Origin of the sequence: Moraxella sp. VT-16-12, assembly GCF_002224245.2 — a bacterium.
Classification (GTDB): Bacteria; Pseudomonadota; Gammaproteobacteria; order Pseudomonadales; family Moraxellaceae; genus Moraxella.
The window spans coordinates 308,188-328,998 of sequence record NZ_NKHK02000001.1; the positions used below are offsets into that span (position 1 = coordinate 308,188).

Here is a 20,811-nt window from a genome sequence, read left to right on the forward strand (position 1 = left end):
AATGATTTATCTGCACCATACACCACTTAGCAGGATTTTATCAAAAAATATCACACAAGTAAGCAAAAGCGACCGTGATACCATCCGTGAGTATCGCCATAAGATTTTAACTGCCTTTTGTCAATCCCATAATCTGCCCACGCCCATTTATGACAAACACGCCTTTGGTAAGCCTTTTATTGCCAATGCACCACTTGCTTTTAATCAGTCGCACTGTGTGAGTGATTATGTGCTTGTTTATAGTTTGACCATTTTGGATGTTGGTGTGGACATAGAAAATATTCATAGAAAGCCAAATTTTATGGCATTGGCAAAACGCTATTTTCATGATAAGGAATATCAGCTTTGGCAAAAGTCTCACTATAATACACATCTGTGGTTTAAGCTTTGGACCATCAAAGAAGCGGTCTTAAAAGCTCATGGTTTGGGTATTCGTCTTAATTTAAATGAGCTTAATGCCATATTTATCCGTGATGATGGCGGATATGTCTGTCATGATAAACTTGGCAAGTTTTATTTTAAAAATTTGATGATAAATGATTGTGTGATAACGGTGGCGTTTCAAAAACCATCTTTTGACATTATTAATGTATAAAATATCAAAGTATAAAATTAAAGTTTATTTTGTGGTTTGCTGATGTGTTTTTGGTTCTTTGCAATGCCGACAATGTGTTGCGGATAATGCCAGGCTGTTTTTAAATAAATATCCAAGTTGGGACTTATAGAAAAATTCTCCACAAAAAGGACATACACTGTTAATTAATATAATCTTACCCATGAGTAAAAGATACAAAAATATCAATATCATGGCAAGACCATCATTAAGACCAAGTTATATTAAATACAGCACAAATGGCATGACAATAAATGGGCTATAAATACTAAATCTTACCCAAAATATCATGCTTTTATGTCTTTGGTATTGTTCTTGATATGGTTCATCTTGTTTGTTAGTCATGAGTTTTTGCCTTTTTCATCATTTTGCCAACTCAATAAATGGCTGATAATTTTGCCAAATAAGGTATTCTTTTTATACTCGCCTTTTTTGTTTTTGTCGTGGATGGGTAGATTGGTCAAAATAAATAAGGCATCATAAATGCTGTCAATCGCGTAAATATGAAACTTGCCATCTGCCACCGCTTGTATGATGTTATCAGGGAGCATGAGCTGTCTGATGTTGGTTTTTGGAATAATTACCCCTTGTGTGCCATTAAGTCCACGCTCTGCACACGCATCAAAAAAACCTTCTATCTTTTGATTGACACCACCTATCGCCTGAGCTTCACCAAGCTGATTCATAGAGCCTGTAATGGCGATATTTTGAGCCAGTGGCACATTTGCCAAGGCGGACAGCAGCACACAGCATTCGGCCAACGTGGCACTGTCGCCATCAATTTGTCCGTAGCTTTGTTCAAAAGCAAGGCTTGCTGAAAAATTTAGTTCACTAAACTCACTAAATAGCGAGCGTAAAAAACTTGTCATAATCAGCATGCCCTTAGCGTGTAAGCTGCCACCAAGCTCCACGTCTCGCTCAATGTCCAAAACTTCACCTGCACCAAATTTGGGGGCGACAAGTGCGGTCAAACGAGTAGGCACACCAAACTCACTGTCAGCATAGCTGATGACAGTCAGAGCGTTGATTTGTCCAATGGCAAAACCTTCTGTATTGATGAGCTGTTGCCCGTTTTGAATCTCTTGCCAGTATAACTCTTTTAAATAACCTTTTCGCTCTTTGATGTCGGCTAGGGCTTGTTGAACATGGCTTTGATTAACACGAAGAGTGTTTGTTTTTTGGGTGTTGTGATGATTGGTGCTGATAAGAAACTGTCTTGCTGATTCCACAACAAGCTGTAAAATCCTATCATGATGTAATGCCAATTTGTCTTTATCATCAGCATGCACGGACAACTCATCTAATATCGCCCCAAAAGCAGTTTTGTCAAATGGCGGTAATTGATGTTTGACAATCATCTCTTGCATGGTTGCAATCAAGCACAACTGGCTGTCGTGATTGCGAATGATGGTGTCATGAAAATCAGCTCGTATTTTAAATAGCGAATTAAATTCAGGCTCAAATTCCAATAACTCATAATATAACTCAGGCTCACCAAGCAAGATGACCTTAACTGATAAAGGTGTGCTGTCAGGCTCTAAGGAGACCGACCCTGTGAGTGTGAGCAGTTGCTCTAAGCTAGATATGCTAAGCTGTTGGGATTGTAGGGCTCGCTTTAAGCCTTGCCAAGCGTAAGGGTGTTCTAGCAAACTGCTGGCTTCTAAAATTAAATAACCGCCATTGGCACGATGCAAAGCCCCTGCTCGTATCATGCTGGCATCGGTTAAAATCGTGCCAAGTTGTGTGATGTATTCAATATGTCCAAGTAAATTGGGGTGGGTGGGCATGTCTTCAAAAACGATGGGCGAGCCTGTGTCTGGCATATGACTGATCACCACATTGACATAATAACGGTTGGGGATATTACCAAGCGTTTTTACCATAAAATCTTCATCATCTTCTACGATAAATAAGATGTTGCTGATGATGTCATTTTCATAATCTGCCAAATATGCCTTGATTTTTTTATCAGCTTTGCTGGTGCAGTATTTTTTGATGATGGGAGCAAATAGTGGTTTGGTGATTTTGATGATGAGCGTTTCGTGCAATTCATCTATTTTTTTATTAACGTCATCTTCTAGCTCATCAAGCATAAAGTTGATTTTGGTTAATTTTTTTTGTAGTTTATCAATGGCGTTGTTATTGATGGGTTTGCTGTCGTCAATGGGGGCAAAAACTGCGTTTTGTGTGGTGGATTGTAGTAAAGTGAGATTGTGAGCTTTGGCGGTGGCGTTGATGTCATCCATCAAAGCTTGCTCTTGTTTTTTGGCAGTTTGTTTGATGTTGGCAATGGCGTTCTGATAGCTTTGGCTGTTAAATTTGGTAAGGACTTTGTTATAAAGTGTGTGCCAAAGGCGGTGCATGTCCTTGGCAAAACTTGCACCAAACCCTGCTGGCAATGTCAAAGCGATGGGACGGCGGTGAGCGTCAAAATTATGTACATAGACCAGGTCAGGTGGTGTGGGCTCGTGCTTGGCTCGTTTGGATAACAAAGCACTGATGAGTGTGCGTTTGCCAAGCCCATTTTCGCCTACCGCAAAGACATGATAGCCGTTTGCTTTGATGTCCAAAGCGGTTTGTATGGCTTTAACAGCACGAGTTTGCCCGAAACTTAGGTGATTGGGCATTGGGGCAAATGTATCTGGCAGGGCGGACGTGTCGGTATATCGTTTTAGGGCGGTGTGGGGCAAGCGATAGGGAGAAAGTGGGTTGGTGTGTGTGATGGTCATAAATAAAACTGATTAAAATAAAGAAAAATTGCCTGTTTGACATGAAGCGAACATGATAAGCATGCTGTTATCATCATTGAATGTTAATCATGGCATAAATTTGGCGAACTGGTGCTTTGTGGGTGGGTGAGATTTGCAGATTTATCATCAAGCATAAATCAGGGATATTTTAACAGATAATAGTATGATAAAATAGGGCGTTTGTAAATTGACTTGATACAAAATGACCTATCATAAAATCTCCACACACGCCAAAAGTTTTGCTGATGAGTTGCAACATTTTGCTGATGAGCTGCATTTGACGTTTAGTGATACCCAAATCACACAGTTGCTTGGCTATTTAGATAATCTTCTGCTGTGGACAAAAGCGTACAATCTTACCGCCATCACCAGTCCACAAGAAGCCTTTGTTAAACACATATTGGATTGTTTGGCAGTTGTCTCTAAGCTGCCGTTTTTTGATAAAACGGACATCAAGGTGTTGGATATTGGCACGGGGGCAGGTCTGCCAGCGGTGGTGATTGCGATTATGAAGCCTGATTGGCACATTACCGCTCTTGACAGTAATGGCAAAAAAGTGCGTTTTATCCGTCAGATGGCAGGTGAGTTGTCTTTGCCTAACATCACTCCTGTGGCAAGCCGTATCCAAGATTTTGCAGGGCAGTTTGATGTGATTACGTCTCGTGCCTTTGCCAGTCTTGATGATTTTGTCAATTTGGCAACGCCTTATTTAAACGCTGATGGCGTGCTATATGCCATGAAAGGCAAAGCACCAATGAGCGATGATTTGACCAATCTGACAAACTGGGACATTCGTGTTGAGCCCATTTGTGTGCCAAAGCTTGGCGATGAGCGGTGTGTGGTGTATCTGACAAAATAGCAGTTTATCAAAACAAATCATACAAGGTGTTTTATGGAAATCATTGCAATCATCAATCAAAAAGGTGGCGTGGGTAAGACCACCACAGCGATAAATCTTGCTTGTGCTTTGACACTCATTGGCAAAAAACGGGTGCTACTGATTGATTTGGATGCTCAGGCTAATGCCACCACCAGTTTGGGCGTGGACAAAAACGCTTTGGCACACACGCTGGCGGATGTGCTGCTTGATGGCGTGGCATTAGATAAGGCGATTGTCAAAACCAAGCATCTTGACATTGTGGGGGCAAATCGTGATTTGGCAGGAATGGATGTGCTGCTTGCTGATGCTGATGATGCACCCATATTATTAAAAAACACCTTACAAAACAGTCAGTTGGATTATGATTATGTCATCATGGACTGTGCCCCAAGCCTGAGTCTTTTAACGGTGAATGCTTTGGTGGCGACTGATGGGGTGATTATTCCCATGCAGTGCGAGTATTATGCCTTAGAAGGGGTGGCAGATTTGATGGCGACCATTGACAAACTCACCCAACTCAACCCCAAACTTCATGTGCGTGGTGTGGTGCGAACGATGTATGATGGACGTAGCATACTCACCCAAGATGTGTCGGCAGAACTTGCCAATTATTTTGGTGAAAAACTGTACAAAACCTTCATACCACGCAACATTCGCTTGGCTGAAGCCCCAAGTTTTGGCAAATCCATTTTTGAGTATGAAAAATCATCAGCAGGGGCAAGAGCGTATCATAAATTGGCATTAGAAGTCTTAAAACAGACCGAGCAACCCAGCTTGCTTTAAGTGTGTCGCCATTTATAAATGTGATAAATTATGCTAAAATGATGGGTTTAGCCAATCCTGACTGTGATATTTTGACTAAATTTTAAATATTATTACTTGGTGGGTTGGATTGATGATTTTAGCCTTATCTGGCACATGGCTGTTTGTATCAAGGCAAAATGATGGCGTAGGTAAGTTTTAGACCTAATTTGGTAGCTTTTCATGACAAAAAAACGTGGACTTGGTTCAAAACGCGGTTTAGATGCACTGGTTGGCGACATTAACCAAGAAAAACAAGTGTTGCAAACGGTGGGTATCAACCATCATATTGACCAAAAAGACAAAGCAGGCGAGATTGTACTGTTGGATATTGAGCTTGAAAGATTGCAGTCAGGCAAATATCAGCCCCGCCAACAGATTGATGATGAAAGTTTGACCGAGCTTGCTGATTCTATTCGTCAGCATGGGGTCATGCAGCCCATTGTGATTCGCCCTTTGCTGGACAGTGAGCGTAAAAACCCCACCGCCACACATGAGATTATCGCAGGGGAGAGACGTTGGCGAGCATCCAAACTGGCAGGGCTTGAAAGCATTCCTGCCATTGAGCGGGTGTTGTCCGATGATGTGGCGGTTGCCTTGGCACTGATTGAAAATATTCAACGTGAAGATTTGACCGTACTAGAACAAGCCGAAGCTTTGCAAAAATTTCACACCGAATTTGGCATGAGTCATGGCATGATAGCTCAAATCATTGGTAAAGCACGCACCACCGTCAGTAATTTGTTGCGCCTAAATCAGCTACATGATGACGTAAAAGCACTGATGAGAGCAGGCGAGTTGGACATGGGTCATGCCCGTACTTTGTTGGCACTATCAAGCCAACAGCAACCCATCATCGCTAAAAAAATCATCAGTTTGGACATGACCGTGCGTGATGCCGAAAAGCTAGTAAAGTCCATTTTAAGTCCTGAACCTGTTGCACAAAAATCCACCGATAGCCACGCCATCAGCACACTCAACCAAAAACTCTCTGACCGCTTGGGGGCGACTGTCAAACTCAAACAAAACAAAGACGGCAAAGGCAGTATGCAAATATTTTTTCACAGCCATGATGAGCTTGGCGAGCTACTAACTCAGCTTGGCATACAAGATGAATTGTGATGTTGGCATGATTTTTGCTTAAAATTTGTGTGATTTGATGATTTATTTATGTTAATTGTGGAAAACAGATTATGTGGGAGCTTGTAAAGGCAGGTGGGTGGCTCATGCTGCCAATCGTGGTGTGTTCTATTGTTGCTTTGGTGATTATCATAGAGCGTGCCAAACAATTAAGATTTGAGCAAGTTGCTCCTAGTGGTTTGCGTGAAGGACTGATTGGTCATCTAAAAAGCAAAGGAGACTTGCCCAGAAGTGCCTTGTTGGATGTCAAAGACTCATCGCCTTTGGGAGACATCTTGGCAACAGGACTGCTACATCGTCAGCACGGTCTTGACAGCATGACCATGCACATGCAAAACCGTGCCAGCGTACAAATTCATGCCCTAGAAAAAAACATCAATATGCTTGGTACGATTGGAGCGATTGCTCCTTTGCTTGGGCTACTTGGTACGGTGCTTGGGATTATTTCTAGCTTTTTGGCGGTAACTGATGGAGCAATGCAAGACCCCACCATGCTTGCATCGGGCGTATCACAGGCCTTGATTACGACCGCAGGCGGTATGTTTGTGGCGATTCCAGCATTGATGGCGTATCGCTATTTTCAAAGACGCATTGTGGACATTAATGCCAAATTTGAGACCGAAGCGGGACTGCTTGTCCAAGAATTATACGACTATCATTTGATGAATAAAAAACCTATGCAGGTGCATGATGAGATTTCGTAAACCAACCGTTGAGCCTTTGGAGATTAATCTGACACCAATGATTGACTGTTTGTTGTTTTTGATTGTATTTTTACTGCTTGCAACTACCTTTAATCATTTTAGTCGCATCAATATTGTTTTGCCAGAAGCCGAAGGTGTGGCGGTTACTAACGAAGGTAAACAGATAGAAGTGGCGGTTCAAAAAGATGGCAGTTATCTTGTCAATGGCATCGCCCTAGCCAGTAATTCCGAAGCTGAACTCATTAATATGCTCCAAAAAGAAGCAGGAAGCGACCGCAAACAGCTTTTTGTTATCGCTGCTGATGCCGAAGCCAGCCACCAAAATGTCGTACGAGTGATGGATGTGGCAGGTAAAATGGGCTTTTTAAATTTAAATATCAGCACCGTTGTGCCAATGGGACAAGCTAGGTAATGACTATCCACCAAAAAAACTTTGACCCCAATGATAAATTGGCGGTCTTTTTGCGTTTATCTGGCTATCTTGTGCCTTATTGGTGGGCAGGGATTTTGATGGTAATTGGGATGATATTAAGTGCAACAGCCGAAGTTGCTGGTGCTAAGCTGTTTCAAATCATCATTGATGCCATCACCCAAAACAACCAAACTCAAAAGTTTTGGTTTCCTTTTTTAGTGATTGGGCTGTTTGTCATGCGTGGATTGGGTGCTTTTCTTGGGGGGTATTACTCAGCATACGTCTCTCGTAATTTGGTGTATCATATTCGTGTACAAGTCTTTGAAAAACTGCTTAAACTGCCATCTGATTTTTATCTAAAAAATCCTGCTGGCACCATTTCTTCAAAACTGATTTTTGATGTGGAGCAAGTTACCGCAGGCAGCAACGAATCCATCACCACATTATTAAAAGAAGGTTTAACAGTGCTGGCATTGTTTGGCTATTTATTTTATATCAATTGGCGATTGACTTTGGTGCTATTGATTGTGGTGCCACCGATTTTTTTGATTATCCGATACGTCTCAAAACGATTTTCTAAGCTTTCCATAGGCATTCAAGAGAGCATGGGTGTGGTCAGCCACATCATTAATGAGACCATCACAGGCTACCAAGTGGTCAAAAATTATGGCGGACAAACTTACGAAACTGACAGATTTAACAAAGCCAGCCTTGATAACCTACAAAAGGGCATGAAAATCACCTTGCTTGCTGTTGTCAATTCGCCACTCATTCAGCTATTGATGGCGGTGGGTATGTGCTTTGTGGTGTGGCTGTCTTTACGCCCAGAAGTGCTTGGTAGCATGAGTGCAGGGCAATTTACGTCTTTTTTGATTGCTGCAGGGCTGTTGGCACGCCCTGTCAAAGCACTCACCGATGTCAATCAAAAACTCCAACGTGGTCTGGCGGCAGGTTCGTCTATTTTTAAGCTTTTAGATGCCCCAGAAGAGTGCGACACAGGCACGCTGACGCCCAGCATTCGTGGCGACATCAGTTTTAACAACGTCAGTTTGGTGTATGATGGTGGCGTGCAAGCAATTTGCGATTTTAATCTTGATATTAAGGCGGGCGAGACGGTGGCGGTGGTTGGGCGTTCTGGCTCTGGCAAAACCACGCTGGTCAATCTGCTCACTCGCACACTGACACCCACCAAAGGCCAGGTGCTGATAGATGGTGTGCCGATTGATAAGATTAAACTGTCAAGTTTGCGTGAGCAAATCAGCATGGTTAATCAGCAAGTTACACTGTTTTTGGATACTGTGGCTCATAACATTGCTTATGGCTCACTGTCTGATAAAAGCCGTGAAGAGATTGTGCTTGCCAGCAAATCTGCTTATGCTCATGATTTCATCATGAAATTGCCAAATGGCTATGACAGTTTTATTGGGGCAGATGGTTTGCAGTTATCAGGTGGGCAACGCCAACGGTTGTCCATCGCACGAGCATTATTAAAAGACGCACCAATTTTGATATTGGATGAAGCAACGTCTGCCTTGGACAATGAATCTGAATTTTATATCCAAAAAGCACTAGAAACCATCATGAAAGGGCGTACCACACTGGTCATTGCTCACCGTTTGTCCACCATTCAAAACGCTGACCGTATTATTGTCATGGATAAAGGGCAAATCATTGAAAGTGGCACGCATGATGAACTGTTGGCTTTGGGTGGTATGTACCAGACCATGTATGAGCGAACCTTTGACGAATGAAAAACTTAGAGCTGATTATCACTCGTGCTTGGCAAAATCAATCGCCGATGTTGGTGGTATTATCGCCATTATCTGCATTATATGCCATGGTGGGACGTGTACGTAAAGCCTTGTATGATAAGGGCAAACTTGCCAAATACCACGCTCCTGTTCCCGTCATGGTGGTGGGAAACATCACGGTAGGTGGCAGTGGTAAAACACCTTTAATCATCACTTTGGTGGCATATTTACAAAACAAAGGCGTGAAAGTTGGTGTGATTAGTCGTGGTTATGGACGAGATACGCCCAAACCCATGCTTGTTGGTCAAGACAGCATGCCTGATGAGGTTGGCGATGAGCCATGTTTGATAACTCAAAGCACCAATGTGCCAATGGCGGTGGGGGCAAATCGTGGGCAAGCGATTGAACTGCTGATAAAACATTATCCTGACATACAGCTGATTATCAGCGACGATGGATTGCAACATTATGCTTTACACCGAGATGTAGAATGGATAGTGGTGGATGGTGTGCGTGGTTTTGGTAATGGCAAACTGTTCCCCCAAGGATTTTTGCGAGAGCCATTGGACCGCTTGATGGGAGCAAGCGTGATTTATCATGACAATCGCCCCAATCAATACGAACCAAACGCCATGCTCATGCATTTAGCCCCAAGTTCGCCCAAGCGACTGTTTGGCAATGGCGTGTTGCCACCCCAAAAAGTTTATGCCGTCAGTGGCATTGGTTATCCTGCTCGGTTTTTTCAAACCTTGACGACACTTGGTTTTGATGTGGTAGAAAAGCCTTTTGGCGACCATCATAAATTTGGCATTGATGAGCTAGTAACACTGTCTGATTTGCCTGTGATTACCACCAGTAAGGACGCGGTTAAACTGAGCGAGCTTGCCAAGCATCATCAGCACGCCATTTTTGATAATATTTGGGTGCTGCCTGTCAAGGCGGTGTTGTCAGACAGTGTTTACAAACAGATGGATAAAGTGCTAAGGCAATTAGGCATTTTGTCGTCTTAGCGTCATTTTAACTAATAGGAAAAACCCATGAACACCCCCAAAACCCATATTATTATCCCTGCTCGTTACAAATCCACACGTCTGCCTGCCAAGCCTTTGCTGAACATTCATGGCAAACCCATGATTTTATGGACAGCACAAAAAGCACTGCAAGCGGCTTTTGCTGATGGTGTGTGTGTGGCGACCGATGATGAGCGGATTTTTACGGCGTGTGAGCAGGCGGGCGTACCTGTGGTGATGACGGGCGATCACGCATCAGGCACGGATAGGCTTGGTGAAGTGGCACAGCTTTTGGGCTTGGCAGATGATGACATCATCATCAACATGCAAGGTGATGAACCACTTGTGCCACCTGTGTTGTTAGAGCAGGTAAAACATCTTTTGATGGATAATGATGACTGTGTGATGGCAACGCTATGTGAAGTGATTGATAATTATGATGATTTTAATAAAAATTCGGTCGTAAAAGTTGTCAAAGCAGACAAAAAGGCTCTGTATTTTAGTCGCAGTCCAATCCCTTATGACAGAGATGGACACATTAAAGGCGAGCTTGGTCATGCCCCTAAAAACGCCTATCGTCATTTGGGTTTATATGCCTATCGTGTCAAATTGCTCAAAGAATTTGGCACATGGCAACAAGGTACATTGGAGTGTTTGGAGAGCTTGGAGCAGTTGCGTATTTTAGAAAATGGACAAAAAATCGCCATTGATGTTGCCCAAGTTACCCTACCACTTGGCGTGGACACCCAAGAAGATTTGGACAGATTAAATGCCATGCCCATAGATGAATTTTTAAGCTTTTGATAAATTTAATAAATGACTGACCAAGACACATCAAATCTGCCTTATTTTGCCCCCTTGTTGCCTTGGCAAACACAAGCATGGGAGCAAGTAACAGGGCAATTTTACGCCAACAGATTGCCACATGGACTGCTGGCAAGTGGCATGATGGGGATTGGCAAACGTGCTTTTGTGTGGCGATTTGTGGCATGGTTACTTTGCGATGATAGGACAACGCAGGGGGCGTGTGGGGTATGCAAAAGCTGTACTTGGCTGATGGCTGGCACGCACCCTGATTTGTTGGTGTTGCCATTTGATGGCTTGCCAACGGCTGACAATGGCGAGCCATCTTCCATCAAAATAGATGATGTACGAGCTTTGCAAGAATACAGCCACATTAAAGGTCATGGCGTGCGTCTGATTGTGCTTGACCATGCTGACCGCTTGACGTTGGGGGCAGGTAATGCCTTACTAAAAACCTTAGAAGAACCACGCACAGGCGTACATTTGATGCTCATCAGCGACAACTCTGCCAAACTGCTGCCAACCATCAAAAGCCGTGTGCAAACTTTGCCATTACATCACATTTGTCATGATGTGGCGTTGTCTTTTGTGGCGGACAAACTTGGTGATAAAAAACTTGCCAAACTTGTTTTGAATTTGACAGATGGTGCGGTATTGTGTGCATTGGACGTGCCGACATCAGCTTGGTTTGATAAAAGGGTGCTGTGGCTTAAAACGTGGCTTGCCCTAAAAAAAGGCACACGCTCTCCTGTTGCGGCAAGCGATTATTGGCAGGAGGCGATGGATTTGCGGGATTTTATTGTTTTGACACGGCTAATGCTGATGGACATCGTGCGAGTGTCGCTTGGGTTTGATAGTTTGCATACTGACATTGATGTCAAAAATCTCATCATTAACCAACCGCTAAGTCTTGATGGGGTAGAGCGATTTTTAGCAGTCTTAAATGACGTTGCACAAGCGGTTGCCCAAAATGTTCAAGATAAAATGGCGTATGATGAGCTGTTTTGTGAGCTGGCGGTTTTATGATTTGATATTTGGTGTTTAAAGTAGGCAAATGTTGGTATTTATTATTGTGAAATGAATCAAATGACTTTGCAAATCTTATATCAAGATGAGTTTGTGGTGGCGGTCAATAAACCTGCTGGTATGTTGGTACATCGCTCATGGCTGGACAAGCATGAGACGGTCTTTGTGATGACTGCATTAAGAGATTTGCTTGATTGCCATGTTTATCCTGTGCATCGTTTGGACCGTCCGACATCTGGTGTGTTGTTGTTTGCCAAATCATCTGTTGCGGCACGGCAATTATCCATGCAGTTTGAAAAACAGACAACAGATAAATCCTATTTGGCAGTGGTGCGTGGTTATTTGCTTGGTCGTGGGCGGATAGATTATCCTTTAAAATTTAGACCAGATAAAATCGCTGATAAATTTGCCGATACCAACAAAGCTCCACAGTCCGCCATCACTGATTTTGAAAATTTGGCAACTTGTGAGATGCCTTTTGTTTCTACGCCACGTTATGCCACATCTCGGTATAGTTTGGTCAAACTTACCCCAATTACAGGACGTAAGCACCAACTAAGACGGCACATGACACATCTTTTTCACCCCATTGTTGGCGATACCACGCATGGCGACACTGCCCAAAATAAAGCGGTACAGGCATTTACAGGTGTATCACGGCTACTGCTTCATGCTCACAGTCTTGGTTTTGATGACATGAGCGGTCGGCGTATTTTGGTGGTTGCTCCCTTAGATGATGTATTTACCAAAGTGGTGCAAGATTTTGGGTGGGGCGATGTTTTGCCAAAAAGTTAAGTCATGGTTATCAAGTGTTTGTCAGATAAAAAACCCACCTAAATAAAGTGGGTTTTTGTAAAAACACATCAATGATTATGTGTTAATCATCTCTAAGCAGTTCATTTAAACTGGTTTTGGCACGAGTTTGGGCATCTACTTTTTTGACAATGATGGCGGCATATAGGCTGTGTGTGCCATCTTTGCTAGGCAAGCTGCCCGGTACAACCACTGAGCCTGCTGGCACACGCCCATAGTGGATTTCACCCGTTTCTCGGTCATAAATGCGAGTGGACTGGCCGATATACACGCCCATTGAGATGACCGAGCCTTCTTCAACGATAACGCCTTCTACGATTTCGCTTCTGGCTCCAATAAAGCAGTTGTCTTCAATGATGGTGGGATTGGCTTGTAGGGGTTCTAACACGCCACCAATACCCACGCCCCCTGATAGGTGAACGTTTTTGCCGATTTGAGCACATGAGCCAACGGTCGCCCAAGTGTCCACCATTGTGCCTTCGTCCACATAGGCACCAATGTTGGTATAAGATGGCATGAGTACCACATTTTTGGCGATAAACGAGCCTTTGCGAGCCACCGCAGGGGGAACGACACGCACACCAGCATTTTTAAAGTCATCTTCTGACCAGTCGGTAAATTTGGTCTCTACTTTATCAAAAAATCTTAGGTCGCATGACTCAATCGGCTTGTTGTCATTGATTTTAAAGGATAAGAGCACTGCTTTTTTGACCCATTGATGTACCACCCATTGACCGTCAATTTTTTCGGCAACACGCAATGAGCCATCATCCAATTTGCCAAGCACTTCGTCTACTGCTGAGCGAATGTCGCTTGGGCAATCGCTTGCTCCAAAGTTGGCACGATTTTCAAAGGCTTGTTCAATGATGTTTTGTAAAGACATAAAGTTTCCTATAACGTGATGAAATGAACTAAATGGTGATATTTTATCACAAATGACCGCATTGTTTATAGTTGGTTTATTTAATTGTATGATTAAGCCAATTTAGTATGTCGTGATACACTTTGTTTTTATGGCTTTCATGTAATGGCTCATGTCGCATGTTAGGATAGAGCAGGGCTTGGGTGGGCTTGCCTGCTTTGATGAGTGTGTCGTAAAGCTCATCAATATCCTGCCCCATGTGTCCAACAGGGTCGTCTTTGCCACTCACCAACAAAATTTGAAAATCTTTGGGTGCGTGATTATACCATGAGTTTGATGTGGCTTTTTTGATGAGTGCGTGCAGGGTAACAAAACCGTTATTGCTAAATGCAAATCCACATAAAGGGTCAGCTTCAAAGGTTTTGATGTTTTCGGTATTTTCAGACAGCCACGCAAAGGGGGACGCACTGATGGGCGAGCGAAGTTGAGTGAGTAGGTAGTGATTTAACAAGGTAGCAAAGCTTAGGTTGGGGCGTTTGGGATTAAGGCGATTCATCACGCTTAGTGCGGTTAAAGACAGATGGTTTAATAGCCCAAAGCTGTTAGCCGTTCCCATTAATATCGCCCCAGCAAAACTGGTGGCATGATGGGTGAGTACTGTACGCACCAAAAATGACCCCATGGAATGTCCCATGATAAAATGGGGCACACTCGCACCCAGTGTGTGAGATTTTTCTTTGAGTTTGTCTGCCATGATGATGACATCTTTACACAGGGCTTGGACGGGGTGTTTTTCATCAAAAAACCCCAATTCATATTTATCTTTGACAGTTTTGCCATGTCCTAGCTGGTCATAGGTGGCAACCAAAATGCCATTATCTGCTAAAAACTTAGCAAAATCAGCATAACGCCCACTGTGTTCGCTCATGCCATGCACGATAAGTAAAGTCGCTTTAATATCGCCTTTGGGAACAAAAAAAGTGTGGTGCAGGCGATGAACTTGGTTGGAGGATAGGATAATTTGGGTCATAATTGCTTATATTGGACACTTTAAACAACATAAAAGAAATAACATAAAAGGGCGATGATTTTTCGCCCTATATGTTTAAATGGTTAAAAACACCCCGCTTTCTCGCCTTTTTCTGCTCTTTCTAGCTTTTCAGCGGCAAGGGCTTTGGCAGAGCGGACAGGTGGTGGACAGTCTTCGCCATAATATTGGCGGTCGGCAAAGTAGCTAGAACGCACCATCGGATTTGCCCAAATATTAAAAAAGCCCAATTTTTTGCCATATTTGGTATAGCGAGCAAATTCATCAGGATGTACATAACGCTCCACAGGGGCGTGGCTTTTGCTTGGAGCAAGGTATTGACCGATGGTAACAATATCCACGTCATGAGCTTTTAGGTCGTCAAGTAGGGCGTACACTTCTTCTTCGGTCTCGCCAAGTCCCACCATAAAGCCACATTTGGTCGCCACATCAGGACGGCGAGCTTTGTAGTCTTTGAGTAGGTTTAAGGAGTGCTGATAGTCAGAGCCGGGGCGAAAGGCTTTGTACAGACGTGGCACAGTTTCAATGTTGTGATTAAAGACATCAGGGGCGGTGTTGGTCAAAATATCTAGTGCCAGTTGTTCACGCCCACGAAAATCCGGGACTAAGATTTCAATCAAGCAGTTTGGGCTTAACTTTTTGGACTCATTGATGACATCGGCAAAGTGATTTGCTCCACCATCTTTTAAATCATCTCTATCCACACTGGTGATGACTGCATATTTTAGCCCAAGCCCTAAAATGGTCTCGGCGGTATGGCGTGGCTCATCCACATCTAAGGGGTTGGGGCGTCCGTGTGCCACTTCACAAAAGGGGCAACGACGCGTACAAATATCACCCATAATCATAAAAGTTGCTGTGCCATCGCCAAAACATTGGGGCAGGTTGGGGCAGGCGGCTTCTTCGCAGACGGTATAGAGTTTTTGTTTGCGAAGTGTACCTTTGATGCGTTCTACTTCGGCAGGGCTAGACAGTTTGACACGAATCCAGTCAGGCTTTTTTGGGGTTTCTACGGTTGGGATTACCTTAATGGGAATGCGAGCCACCTTGTCATAGCCACGCAACTTTTCGCCTTGTATGGCTTTTTTGGGTGCAGGGCGAGCGGTGGGAGTATAGGTTTGGACGGTCATGATGTGCCTTGTTATTTTAGATTTTTAATGTTGATTGCTAAATTTAAATGGGGATATTTTACATGATTTTTAGATAAAAAGCGAATGAGTGGTGATGTGATGAAAGGTTGATTTTTAATCATAACAGGCCTAATGATGGCTGTGTTTATATTTAAACTATGATGAGCATACTTAGTGTCATGATGATTTGACATTTTCTATATTTGTGGTTATTAAAATCAAACCATCTAACAATTAAAATAAATGGCATAATTAAGCATATCTTCTTTGTCTCAACATCTCATAAAAACACACACTTCCTGCCACGCCGACATTTAGGCTTTCTTGCCCATTGGGTTGGGGTAGAGTGATGGGTATGGCGTTGTTTAAAAAAACATCAGATACGCCTTGTCCTTCATGCCCTAGCACCCATGCCACAGGGCGTGTCAAATCATGGTCATAAATTACTTTATCCGTGTGGCTACTGGTGGCATACAGTGGCGTTTTTACCTTGTCTAAAATGTCATTATGGGGGATTTGCTCATAAATGTCTAAGGCAAAATTTGCCCCCATGCCTGCACGCAATACCTTGGGCGACCACAGATGAGTGGTGTTGGGGGTGGTGATGACGGTGGTGATGCCTACGGCACTGGCGGTGCGTAACAGTGTGCCAACATTACCAGCGTCTTGAATGCCGTCTAGTATCAGACAATCTGTGCTGAGGGTGCTAAGTGTCGGGCAAGGTATGTCAATGACTGCCATCACGTCCACACCATCACCTAGGGTGCGGATTTGTTTGTAGAGCGTGTCAGCAATGACAAGAACGTCCTTGTGGCTAGTATGATTAAGTAAAGGCAATACTTCATGATGGCTGACGGCACTTTGGCTGACTAAGAGTTTATGAGCACTTAGCCCTTGCTTAAAATAAGCGTCTAACAAATGCACGCCTTCTATGACCGTTTGCCCGCTTTTTTTGCGAGTACGGTGATGGGTAAGTAGGGCTGATACGTGTTTGATGGTGGGATTGGTAGGGGAGGTGATAACGGTCATAACTGGGTAAATCGCTGAAAAATTGCGTTAAAAGTCGTTTGGTGTTTGTTTAGCCAAATGTGGCAGTCTTGTATAAATTCATATAATAATTGGTTTTTTGTTTGCAGTAAATTTTGTGGGTTTTCCATATCAAGCCATTCTAGTTCATAACTTAGCTGATAAATTCTGTCAAGCACATCTTGGGCGAATGTTTCTTCATCTCCATATCCATATAAGCCAAATTTATCATTGACATAGTATTGTGAAAGTTTATCAACATTGGGCGGTAAACTTAGCAGGGGCAGTAAAGCATCCAAGGTGTAAAGATAGCAACTTTCTGTCCATGACAATAAATAAAAGCCAAGTTTGTCATATAAAATAGGCGATAGCTCAGCAATTTGGTTGTTGGGATACAAAGGGTCATCATCAATGATATCTAGCATGATGTCATCATAATAACCACGCTCCATCAGCCGATGAGTAAAGGTGGTCATACATTCATTGCTCATCAGTCCAAGCGTATAGTAACTTGCAGTGATGGCAATATCGTACTGATGGGGATTTAGGCTGATGATGTCTTTTATCATCATAGCGTTTGATGTAACATTTGATGGCTGGTTTGTAGTGATAAGCCAACCAACGCCCCACTTAAATAGATTGAGCGTTGTTGTTATGATGTTTAGGTTTGGTATTATCAAACTGGCGTGCCGTCTGCCTTGATTTTTGCTTTGGCGTGCAAAGCCTTGACATATTCAACTTCTTCTTTTGCTCCTAGCACCACAGGGATACGCTGATGAATGGCGACAGGCTGTATGTCCAAAATACGTTCTACACCATCAGTGCTTGCTCCGCCTGCTTGCTCCATCACAAAGCTCATAGGGTTGGCTTCATACATCAAACGCAGTTTGCCTGCTTTGCCTGCGATTTTGGTGTCAAATGGGTACATAAACACCCCACCACGAATCAAAATGCGATGCACATCAGCAATCATCGCCGCCACCCATCTCATATTATAGTCTTTGTTGCGTACGCCCAAATCGCCTGCAACCAGCTCACTGATGTATTGTTTGATGGGGTTTAGCCAGTAGCGTTCGTTGGAAGCGTTGATGGCGTATTCGCCTGTTTGTTCGCTGATTTTGACGTTGTCGTTAATTAGGATGTAAGTTTGGGTCAAAGGGTCAAAGCTAAACATTGCCACGCCTTGCCCCAAAGTGAGCGTGAGCATGGTGGACGTGCCATAGATAAAATAACCTGCTGACAGCTGATTTTGACCTTTTTGTAAAAAGTCAGCTTCGCTGGCAGTTTGACCAACATTGGGGTGGGGTAAAATAGAAAAAATCGTGCCAACAGTCATATTGATGTCAATATTTGATGAGCCATCTAGCGGGTCAAAGGTAACCAGTAGGGTGCCATCGGCGTTGGCAGGGCTGATGTATTCTAGCTCTTCGCTGGCGACCCCTGCACAATAAGGGTTGTGGATTAGGGCATTTAAAAGTAAATCATTGGAGATGACATCAAGTTTTTTTTGCGCTTCGCCTTGGATATTTTCGCCACCTGCTTCGCCATGAATGCCTGCCAATGCCCCTTTGTCCAAAAGATGACTAATGGAAACGCTGGCGGTGGCAAGGGTGGTGATGGTGCTGGCAAGCTCGGCGGTGGCGTGGGTTTGTAGATATTGGGCAAGCGTGGTCATGATTTTCCTAATAAATATTAAAATGAATCATTTTATCATGAAATGGGTGATGGTGTGAGTGTTATTTTATTTTTTAATGAGGGTATCAAATTGGTGAATGGTTTAAGCAAACATTTATATTAGGAGTGGTTGTGGTAAAGCAACAATCATGTCAAGCATGACAAGAGCGTGCAAGGTTAAACACAACAAATATTCGCCCAAATAGGGAGCGTGCCGTTTACTTATGTGGTTAAAATACACCCAAAACCATGCACTACTGGCAAATTCCCCACGATGTTTTAGATAGTGGCGATGAGCTAGTGCGATGGTTTATTGGGTGTTGGGGTATTGGTAGCCTAAATGATGGTTGCTTATTTTTTGGTTGAGATGTTCAACAAGCGGTAAATTGGGCAGAAGTTGATGAATGCTGTGATGACAAATATCACGCCCAAATATCCCCACACGCCAATCACGCCCATCAATGCCAGTACCACAAGCAACGCCCCAACCACAAAGCGTAAAATGCGGTCAATATTGCCAAGATTGCTTTTCATATATGCTCCTATGAGTTTAGTGTACGATTATATGGTAAAAGAGCGAGCAGTTTTGCCATGCCACAAAATCCTGTCAAGCCTGCAAACATCAGTCCCGTGCCCACAAAGGCACTCAATGCCAAAAACCAAGGCGATACTGATACGCCCAACACCACACCCAGCACCACAAAAGAACCTGCCACAATCTGTACTTGACGCATGATACTGATGGGTTTTGTGTGGTCTGTATGGATGGGCAAGCCTGCTTTTTTCCAAGCGTTTAAACCACCATCTAAGACATAAGCGGTGCAATTTGATGTACAAGCGGTGATTTTATTGGCATTTTGGGCGGTTCTCATGCCTGATAGGCAGTGGAAAATGACCACATCTTTGCCAACAATGGCAGGGTGAGTGTCGCTCAAACTTTCGGCAGGCACACACGTTGCTCCTTGAATGTGTGAACGTGCAAATTCATCAGGACTACGAATGTCAATCAGTGTCGCCCCTTGTGCAAGTTTATCAGCAGTCTCTTGGGGGCTTAGTTTGATGATATTCATGCGGTTTTCTCTAAATGGCTTTTTATGGACAAAAAATATCTTTTAAAACCATGATGATACGAGCCACTTTGTCATCGCATAAGGTGTAGTATAATGTCTGTGATTGTCTGCGATAGCTGATTAAGCCTTCATCTCGCATTTTTGCCAAATGTTGTGATAAAGCAGACTGGCTCAGTGTGGTATGCTCTAAAATCTGCCCCACGCTCATCTCGCCATGCTCTATCAATAGGCAAAGCACCAATAGGCGGTGTGTGTTACCCAACGTTCGCAAAAACTCGGACGCTTGTTTGGCTTGCTGTTCTAAGGTTGGCTGTGTCATAGTTTAGGTATCTCTAATTTAGTATTTTCTAATATAAAAGTCAATCAAAAAATCTGACTGTCAGGCAGATTTTCTATAACTTATTGATTATCAATAAATAAATTATTAGGAAAATGAATTGATGGGGTATTATAAGAGTAAGTTGCTTGAATGCAAGGGATTTTTTTGAGTGATTTATTTGATGAAGGTTAATTTTGCTTAAAAATTAAGCTATTATTCACAATAAAGCAGGTGTGTTTGATGGGGTTAAAACTTTGTTGGCGGCATTTGTGTGTTTGATTTGGTGTTGTTATAGCCACCGCCGAACCTTTTGGCAATACGCCACAAAGTCATCACCGAATTTTTTGCTTAAAATTTGCTCTTCGGGGATAATCTGAAAATAAGTGATATAAGCCACAAACAGCACCACGCCAAGCCAAGTGATGACTGCCCCAAGCCATAATGCCCATGCACACAGCACCAATGCCATGCCCAGATACATCGGATTGCGTGTTTTGGTAAAAATGCCACTTTGAACGATTTGGTTGGTTTGATTGGGAGATAGGGGATTGAGTGTGGTTTTGGCACGGCGAAACTCTTGCACGCCCAAAATCGCAATATAAATACCTGCCAATGCCACCAATATCGGTAGCCAAAACGGTGCGTTTAACAAGCCAACTGGCAAAAGCTTTGCCAGCAAACTCATCACCACGGCAGCGATGGCAAGAATGATGGGTGGTGGGATTTTTAACGCTAATCTCATGGCTACTCCTAGGTGGTTGCTTTAAATATCATCGCACACATCAGCCATAAAAACAATGTGGGAGTGGTTTGCTAAAAATTAAAAGTGCTTGCAATATTTTTTTTGATTTGTTAGAATACGCCGCTAATTTTAGACAGTAAGCGGTGTTATTTTGACACACTACCATAAAATTTTATATCAATAAAGGCTAGGCAGATGACTGCTTAGCCTTTTTCGGTTTTTTTATACTCAATTTT

General features: G+C 43.2%; 22 protein-coding genes. 11 read left to right on the forward strand and 11 right to left on the reverse strand.

All coding sequences use genetic code 11. The features are described from left to right. Position 1 precedes the first annotated feature (1 nt). Complete coding sequence (locus tag CEW93_RS01455; RefSeq protein ID WP_089539659.1) at positions 2–595, forward strand: 4'-phosphopantetheinyl transferase superfamily protein; 594 nt, start codon at positions 2–4, stop codon at positions 593–595. Between the two features lie 359 nt (positions 596–954). Here the strand turns inward: CEW93_RS01455 and CEW93_RS01460 are convergent, their stop codons facing one another. Then, on the reverse strand, positions 955–3,342 hold the full coding sequence (locus CEW93_RS01460) for an ATP-binding protein (protein WP_089539660.1): 2,388 nt from the start codon (positions 3,340–3,342) through the stop codon (positions 955–957). A gap of 223 nt (positions 3,343–3,565) precedes the next feature. Between CEW93_RS01460 and rsmG the strand changes: the two genes are divergently transcribed. The 10 genes from rsmG (at position 3,566) to truC (ending at position 12,686) form a co-directional block, all read left to right on the forward strand. Continuing rightward, a complete protein-coding gene (gene rsmG, locus CEW93_RS01465) occupies positions 3,566–4,222 on the forward strand; it encodes a 16S rRNA (guanine(527)-N(7))-methyltransferase RsmG (RefSeq protein WP_089539661.1) in 657 nt (218 codons plus the stop codon). A 33-nt stretch (positions 4,223–4,255) separates the two neighbouring features. Continuing rightward, on the forward strand, positions 4,256–5,026 hold the full coding sequence (locus CEW93_RS01470; protein WP_089539662.1) for a ParA family protein: 771 nt from the start codon (positions 4,256–4,258) through the stop codon (positions 5,024–5,026). Between the two features lie 201 nt (positions 5,027–5,227). After that, positions 5,228–6,166 carry a ParB/RepB/Spo0J family partition protein gene (locus CEW93_RS01475; protein ID WP_089539663.1) on the forward strand — a complete coding sequence of 313 codons (939 nt, stop codon included), beginning with the start codon at positions 5,228–5,230 and terminating at the stop codon, positions 6,164–6,166. Positions 6,167–6,237: 71 nt separating this feature from the next. Beyond that, positions 6,238–6,888 carry a MotA/TolQ/ExbB proton channel family protein gene (locus CEW93_RS01480; RefSeq protein ID WP_089539664.1) on the forward strand — a complete coding sequence of 217 codons (651 nt, stop codon included), beginning with the start codon at positions 6,238–6,240 and terminating at the stop codon, positions 6,886–6,888. Next, a complete protein-coding gene (locus CEW93_RS01485; RefSeq protein WP_089539665.1) occupies positions 6,875–7,300 on the forward strand; it encodes a biopolymer transporter ExbD in 426 nt (141 codons plus the stop codon). The genes CEW93_RS01480 and CEW93_RS01485 overlap by 14 nt, the downstream gene beginning before the upstream one ends. After that, positions 7,300–9,051 carry a lipid A export permease/ATP-binding protein MsbA gene (gene msbA, locus CEW93_RS01490; RefSeq protein ID WP_089539666.1) on the forward strand — a complete coding sequence of 584 codons (1,752 nt, stop codon included), beginning with the start codon at positions 7,300–7,302 and terminating at the stop codon, positions 9,049–9,051. The genes CEW93_RS01485 and msbA overlap by 1 nt, the downstream gene beginning before the upstream one ends. After that, a complete protein-coding gene (gene lpxK, locus CEW93_RS01495; protein WP_089539667.1) occupies positions 9,048–10,061 on the forward strand; it encodes a tetraacyldisaccharide 4'-kinase in 1,014 nt (337 codons plus the stop codon). Before msbA ends, lpxK begins: the two co-directional genes overlap by 4 nt. Before the next feature lie 27 nt (positions 10,062–10,088). Beyond that, positions 10,089–10,865, forward strand: coding sequence for a 3-deoxy-manno-octulosonate cytidylyltransferase (gene kdsB / locus CEW93_RS01500; RefSeq protein WP_089539668.1), 777 nt, complete (start codon positions 10,089–10,091; stop codon positions 10,863–10,865). 12 nt (positions 10,866–10,877) lie between these two features. After that, the gene (locus tag CEW93_RS01505) at positions 10,878–11,891 is read left to right on the forward strand and encodes a DNA polymerase III subunit delta' (protein WP_089539669.1); all 1,014 of its coding nucleotides are present in this window, start codon (positions 10,878–10,880) and stop codon (positions 11,889–11,891) included. Between the two features lie 60 nt (positions 11,892–11,951). Then, positions 11,952–12,686 carry a tRNA pseudouridine(65) synthase TruC gene (gene truC, locus CEW93_RS01510; RefSeq protein WP_089539749.1) on the forward strand — a complete coding sequence of 245 codons (735 nt, stop codon included), beginning with the start codon at positions 11,952–11,954 and terminating at the stop codon, positions 12,684–12,686. A gap of 82 nt (positions 12,687–12,768) precedes the next feature. On the opposite strand, the gene dapD is transcribed toward truC, so the two are convergent. From dapD to CEW93_RS01560, 10 genes are all read right to left on the reverse strand, one after another. Then, the gene (gene dapD / locus CEW93_RS01515; protein WP_089539670.1) at positions 12,769–13,587 is read right to left on the reverse strand and encodes a 2,3,4,5-tetrahydropyridine-2,6-dicarboxylate N-succinyltransferase; all 819 of its coding nucleotides are present in this window, start codon (positions 13,585–13,587) and stop codon (positions 12,769–12,771) included. A gap of 76 nt (positions 13,588–13,663) precedes the next feature. Further along, positions 13,664–14,596 (reverse strand): alpha/beta fold hydrolase, encoded by a 933-nt coding sequence (locus CEW93_RS01520; protein ID WP_089539671.1) that lies wholly within the window; start codon positions 14,594–14,596, stop codon positions 13,664–13,666. Between the two features lie 83 nt (positions 14,597–14,679). Further along, positions 14,680–15,744 (reverse strand): lipoyl synthase, encoded by a 1,065-nt coding sequence (gene lipA, locus CEW93_RS01525; protein WP_089539672.1) that lies wholly within the window; start codon positions 15,742–15,744, stop codon positions 14,680–14,682. A gap of 252 nt (positions 15,745–15,996) precedes the next feature. Further along, positions 15,997–16,773, reverse strand: a complete 777-nt coding sequence (locus CEW93_RS01530) for an RNA methyltransferase (RefSeq protein WP_089539673.1) — start codon at positions 16,771–16,773, stop codon at positions 15,997–15,999. Continuing rightward, a complete protein-coding gene (locus CEW93_RS01535; protein ID WP_089539674.1) occupies positions 16,770–17,342 on the reverse strand; it encodes a hypothetical protein in 573 nt (190 codons plus the stop codon). The genes CEW93_RS01530 and CEW93_RS01535 overlap by 4 nt, the downstream gene beginning before the upstream one ends. 104 nt (positions 17,343–17,446) lie before the next feature. Further along, positions 17,447–18,445: a class 1 fructose-bisphosphatase gene (locus CEW93_RS01540; protein ID WP_089539675.1), complete on the reverse strand. Its 999-nt coding sequence runs from the start codon at positions 18,443–18,445 to the stop codon at positions 17,447–17,449. Positions 18,446–18,795: 350 nt separating this feature from the next. Then, on the reverse strand, positions 18,796–18,978 hold the full coding sequence (locus CEW93_RS01545) for a DUF2892 domain-containing protein (RefSeq protein WP_089539676.1): 183 nt from the start codon (positions 18,976–18,978) through the stop codon (positions 18,796–18,798). 8 nt (positions 18,979–18,986) lie between these two features. Then, the gene (locus CEW93_RS01550; protein ID WP_089539677.1) at positions 18,987–19,514 is read right to left on the reverse strand and encodes a rhodanese family protein; all 528 of its coding nucleotides are present in this window, start codon (positions 19,512–19,514) and stop codon (positions 18,987–18,989) included. Between the two features lie 22 nt (positions 19,515–19,536). Then, positions 19,537–19,833 carry a helix-turn-helix transcriptional regulator gene (locus tag CEW93_RS01555; RefSeq protein ID WP_089539678.1) on the reverse strand — a complete coding sequence of 99 codons (297 nt, stop codon included), beginning with the start codon at positions 19,831–19,833 and terminating at the stop codon, positions 19,537–19,539. A 289-nt stretch (positions 19,834–20,122) separates the two neighbouring features. Then, positions 20,123–20,575: an isoprenylcysteine carboxylmethyltransferase family protein gene (locus CEW93_RS01560; protein WP_089539679.1), complete on the reverse strand. Its 453-nt coding sequence runs from the start codon at positions 20,573–20,575 to the stop codon at positions 20,123–20,125. Positions 20,576–20,811 lie beyond the last annotated feature (236 nt).

Excerpts from the sequence above, each read along its gene's own strand:
- CEW93_RS01480 (WP_089539664.1), top strand. The coding sequence starts at position 6,238 with ATGTGGGAGCTTGTAAAGGCAGGTGGGTGGCTCATGCTGCCAATCGTG.
- CEW93_RS01455 (WP_089539659.1), top strand. The coding sequence starts at position 2 with ATGATTTATCTGCACCATACACCACTTAGCAGGATTTTATCAAAAAAT.
- CEW93_RS01460 (WP_089539660.1), bottom strand. The coding sequence starts at position 3,342 with ATGACCATCACACACACCAACCCACTTTCTCCCTATCGCTTGCCCCAC.
- CEW93_RS01555 (WP_089539678.1), bottom strand. The coding sequence starts at position 19,833 with ATGACACAGCCAACCTTAGAACAGCAAGCCAAACAAGCGTCCGAGTTT.
- CEW93_RS01550 (WP_089539677.1), bottom strand. The coding sequence starts at position 19,514 with ATGAATATCATCAAACTAAGCCCCCAAGAGACTGCTGATAAACTTGCA.
- CEW93_RS01530 (WP_089539673.1), bottom strand. The coding sequence starts at position 16,773 with ATGACCGTTATCACCTCCCCTACCAATCCCACCATCAAACACGTATCA.
- CEW93_RS01535 (WP_089539674.1), bottom strand. The coding sequence starts at position 17,342 with ATGATGATAAAAGACATCATCAGCCTAAATCCCCATCAGTACGATATT.
- lipA (WP_089539672.1), bottom strand. The coding sequence starts at position 15,744 with ATGACCGTCCAAACCTATACTCCCACCGCTCGCCCTGCACCCAAAAAA.
- CEW93_RS01470 (WP_089539662.1), top strand. The coding sequence starts at position 4,256 with ATGGAAATCATTGCAATCATCAATCAAAAAGGTGGCGTGGGTAAGACC.
- CEW93_RS01475 (WP_089539663.1), top strand. The coding sequence starts at position 5,228 with ATGACAAAAAAACGTGGACTTGGTTCAAAACGCGGTTTAGATGCACTG.
- CEW93_RS01545 (WP_089539676.1), bottom strand. The coding sequence starts at position 18,978 with ATGAAAAGCAATCTTGGCAATATTGACCGCATTTTACGCTTTGTGGTT.
- kdsB (WP_089539668.1), top strand. The coding sequence starts at position 10,089 with ATGAACACCCCCAAAACCCATATTATTATCCCTGCTCGTTACAAATCC.
- CEW93_RS01540 (WP_089539675.1), bottom strand. The coding sequence starts at position 18,445 with ATGACCACGCTTGCCCAATATCTACAAACCCACGCCACCGCCGAGCTT.
- dapD (WP_089539670.1), bottom strand. The coding sequence starts at position 13,587 with ATGTCTTTACAAAACATCATTGAACAAGCCTTTGAAAATCGTGCCAAC.
- CEW93_RS01520 (WP_089539671.1), bottom strand. The coding sequence starts at position 14,596 with ATGACCCAAATTATCCTATCCTCCAACCAAGTTCATCGCCTGCACCAC.
- CEW93_RS01485 (WP_089539665.1), top strand. The coding sequence starts at position 6,875 with ATGAGATTTCGTAAACCAACCGTTGAGCCTTTGGAGATTAATCTGACA.
- rsmG (WP_089539661.1), top strand. The coding sequence starts at position 3,566 with ATGACCTATCATAAAATCTCCACACACGCCAAAAGTTTTGCTGATGAG.
- msbA (WP_089539666.1), top strand. The coding sequence starts at position 7,300 with ATGACTATCCACCAAAAAAACTTTGACCCCAATGATAAATTGGCGGTC.
- truC (WP_089539749.1), top strand. The coding sequence starts at position 11,952 with ATGACTTTGCAAATCTTATATCAAGATGAGTTTGTGGTGGCGGTCAAT.
- lpxK (WP_089539667.1), top strand. The coding sequence starts at position 9,048 with ATGAAAAACTTAGAGCTGATTATCACTCGTGCTTGGCAAAATCAATCG.
- CEW93_RS01560 (WP_089539679.1), bottom strand. The coding sequence starts at position 20,575 with ATGAGATTAGCGTTAAAAATCCCACCACCCATCATTCTTGCCATCGCT.
- CEW93_RS01505 (WP_089539669.1), top strand. The coding sequence starts at position 10,878 with ATGACTGACCAAGACACATCAAATCTGCCTTATTTTGCCCCCTTGTTG.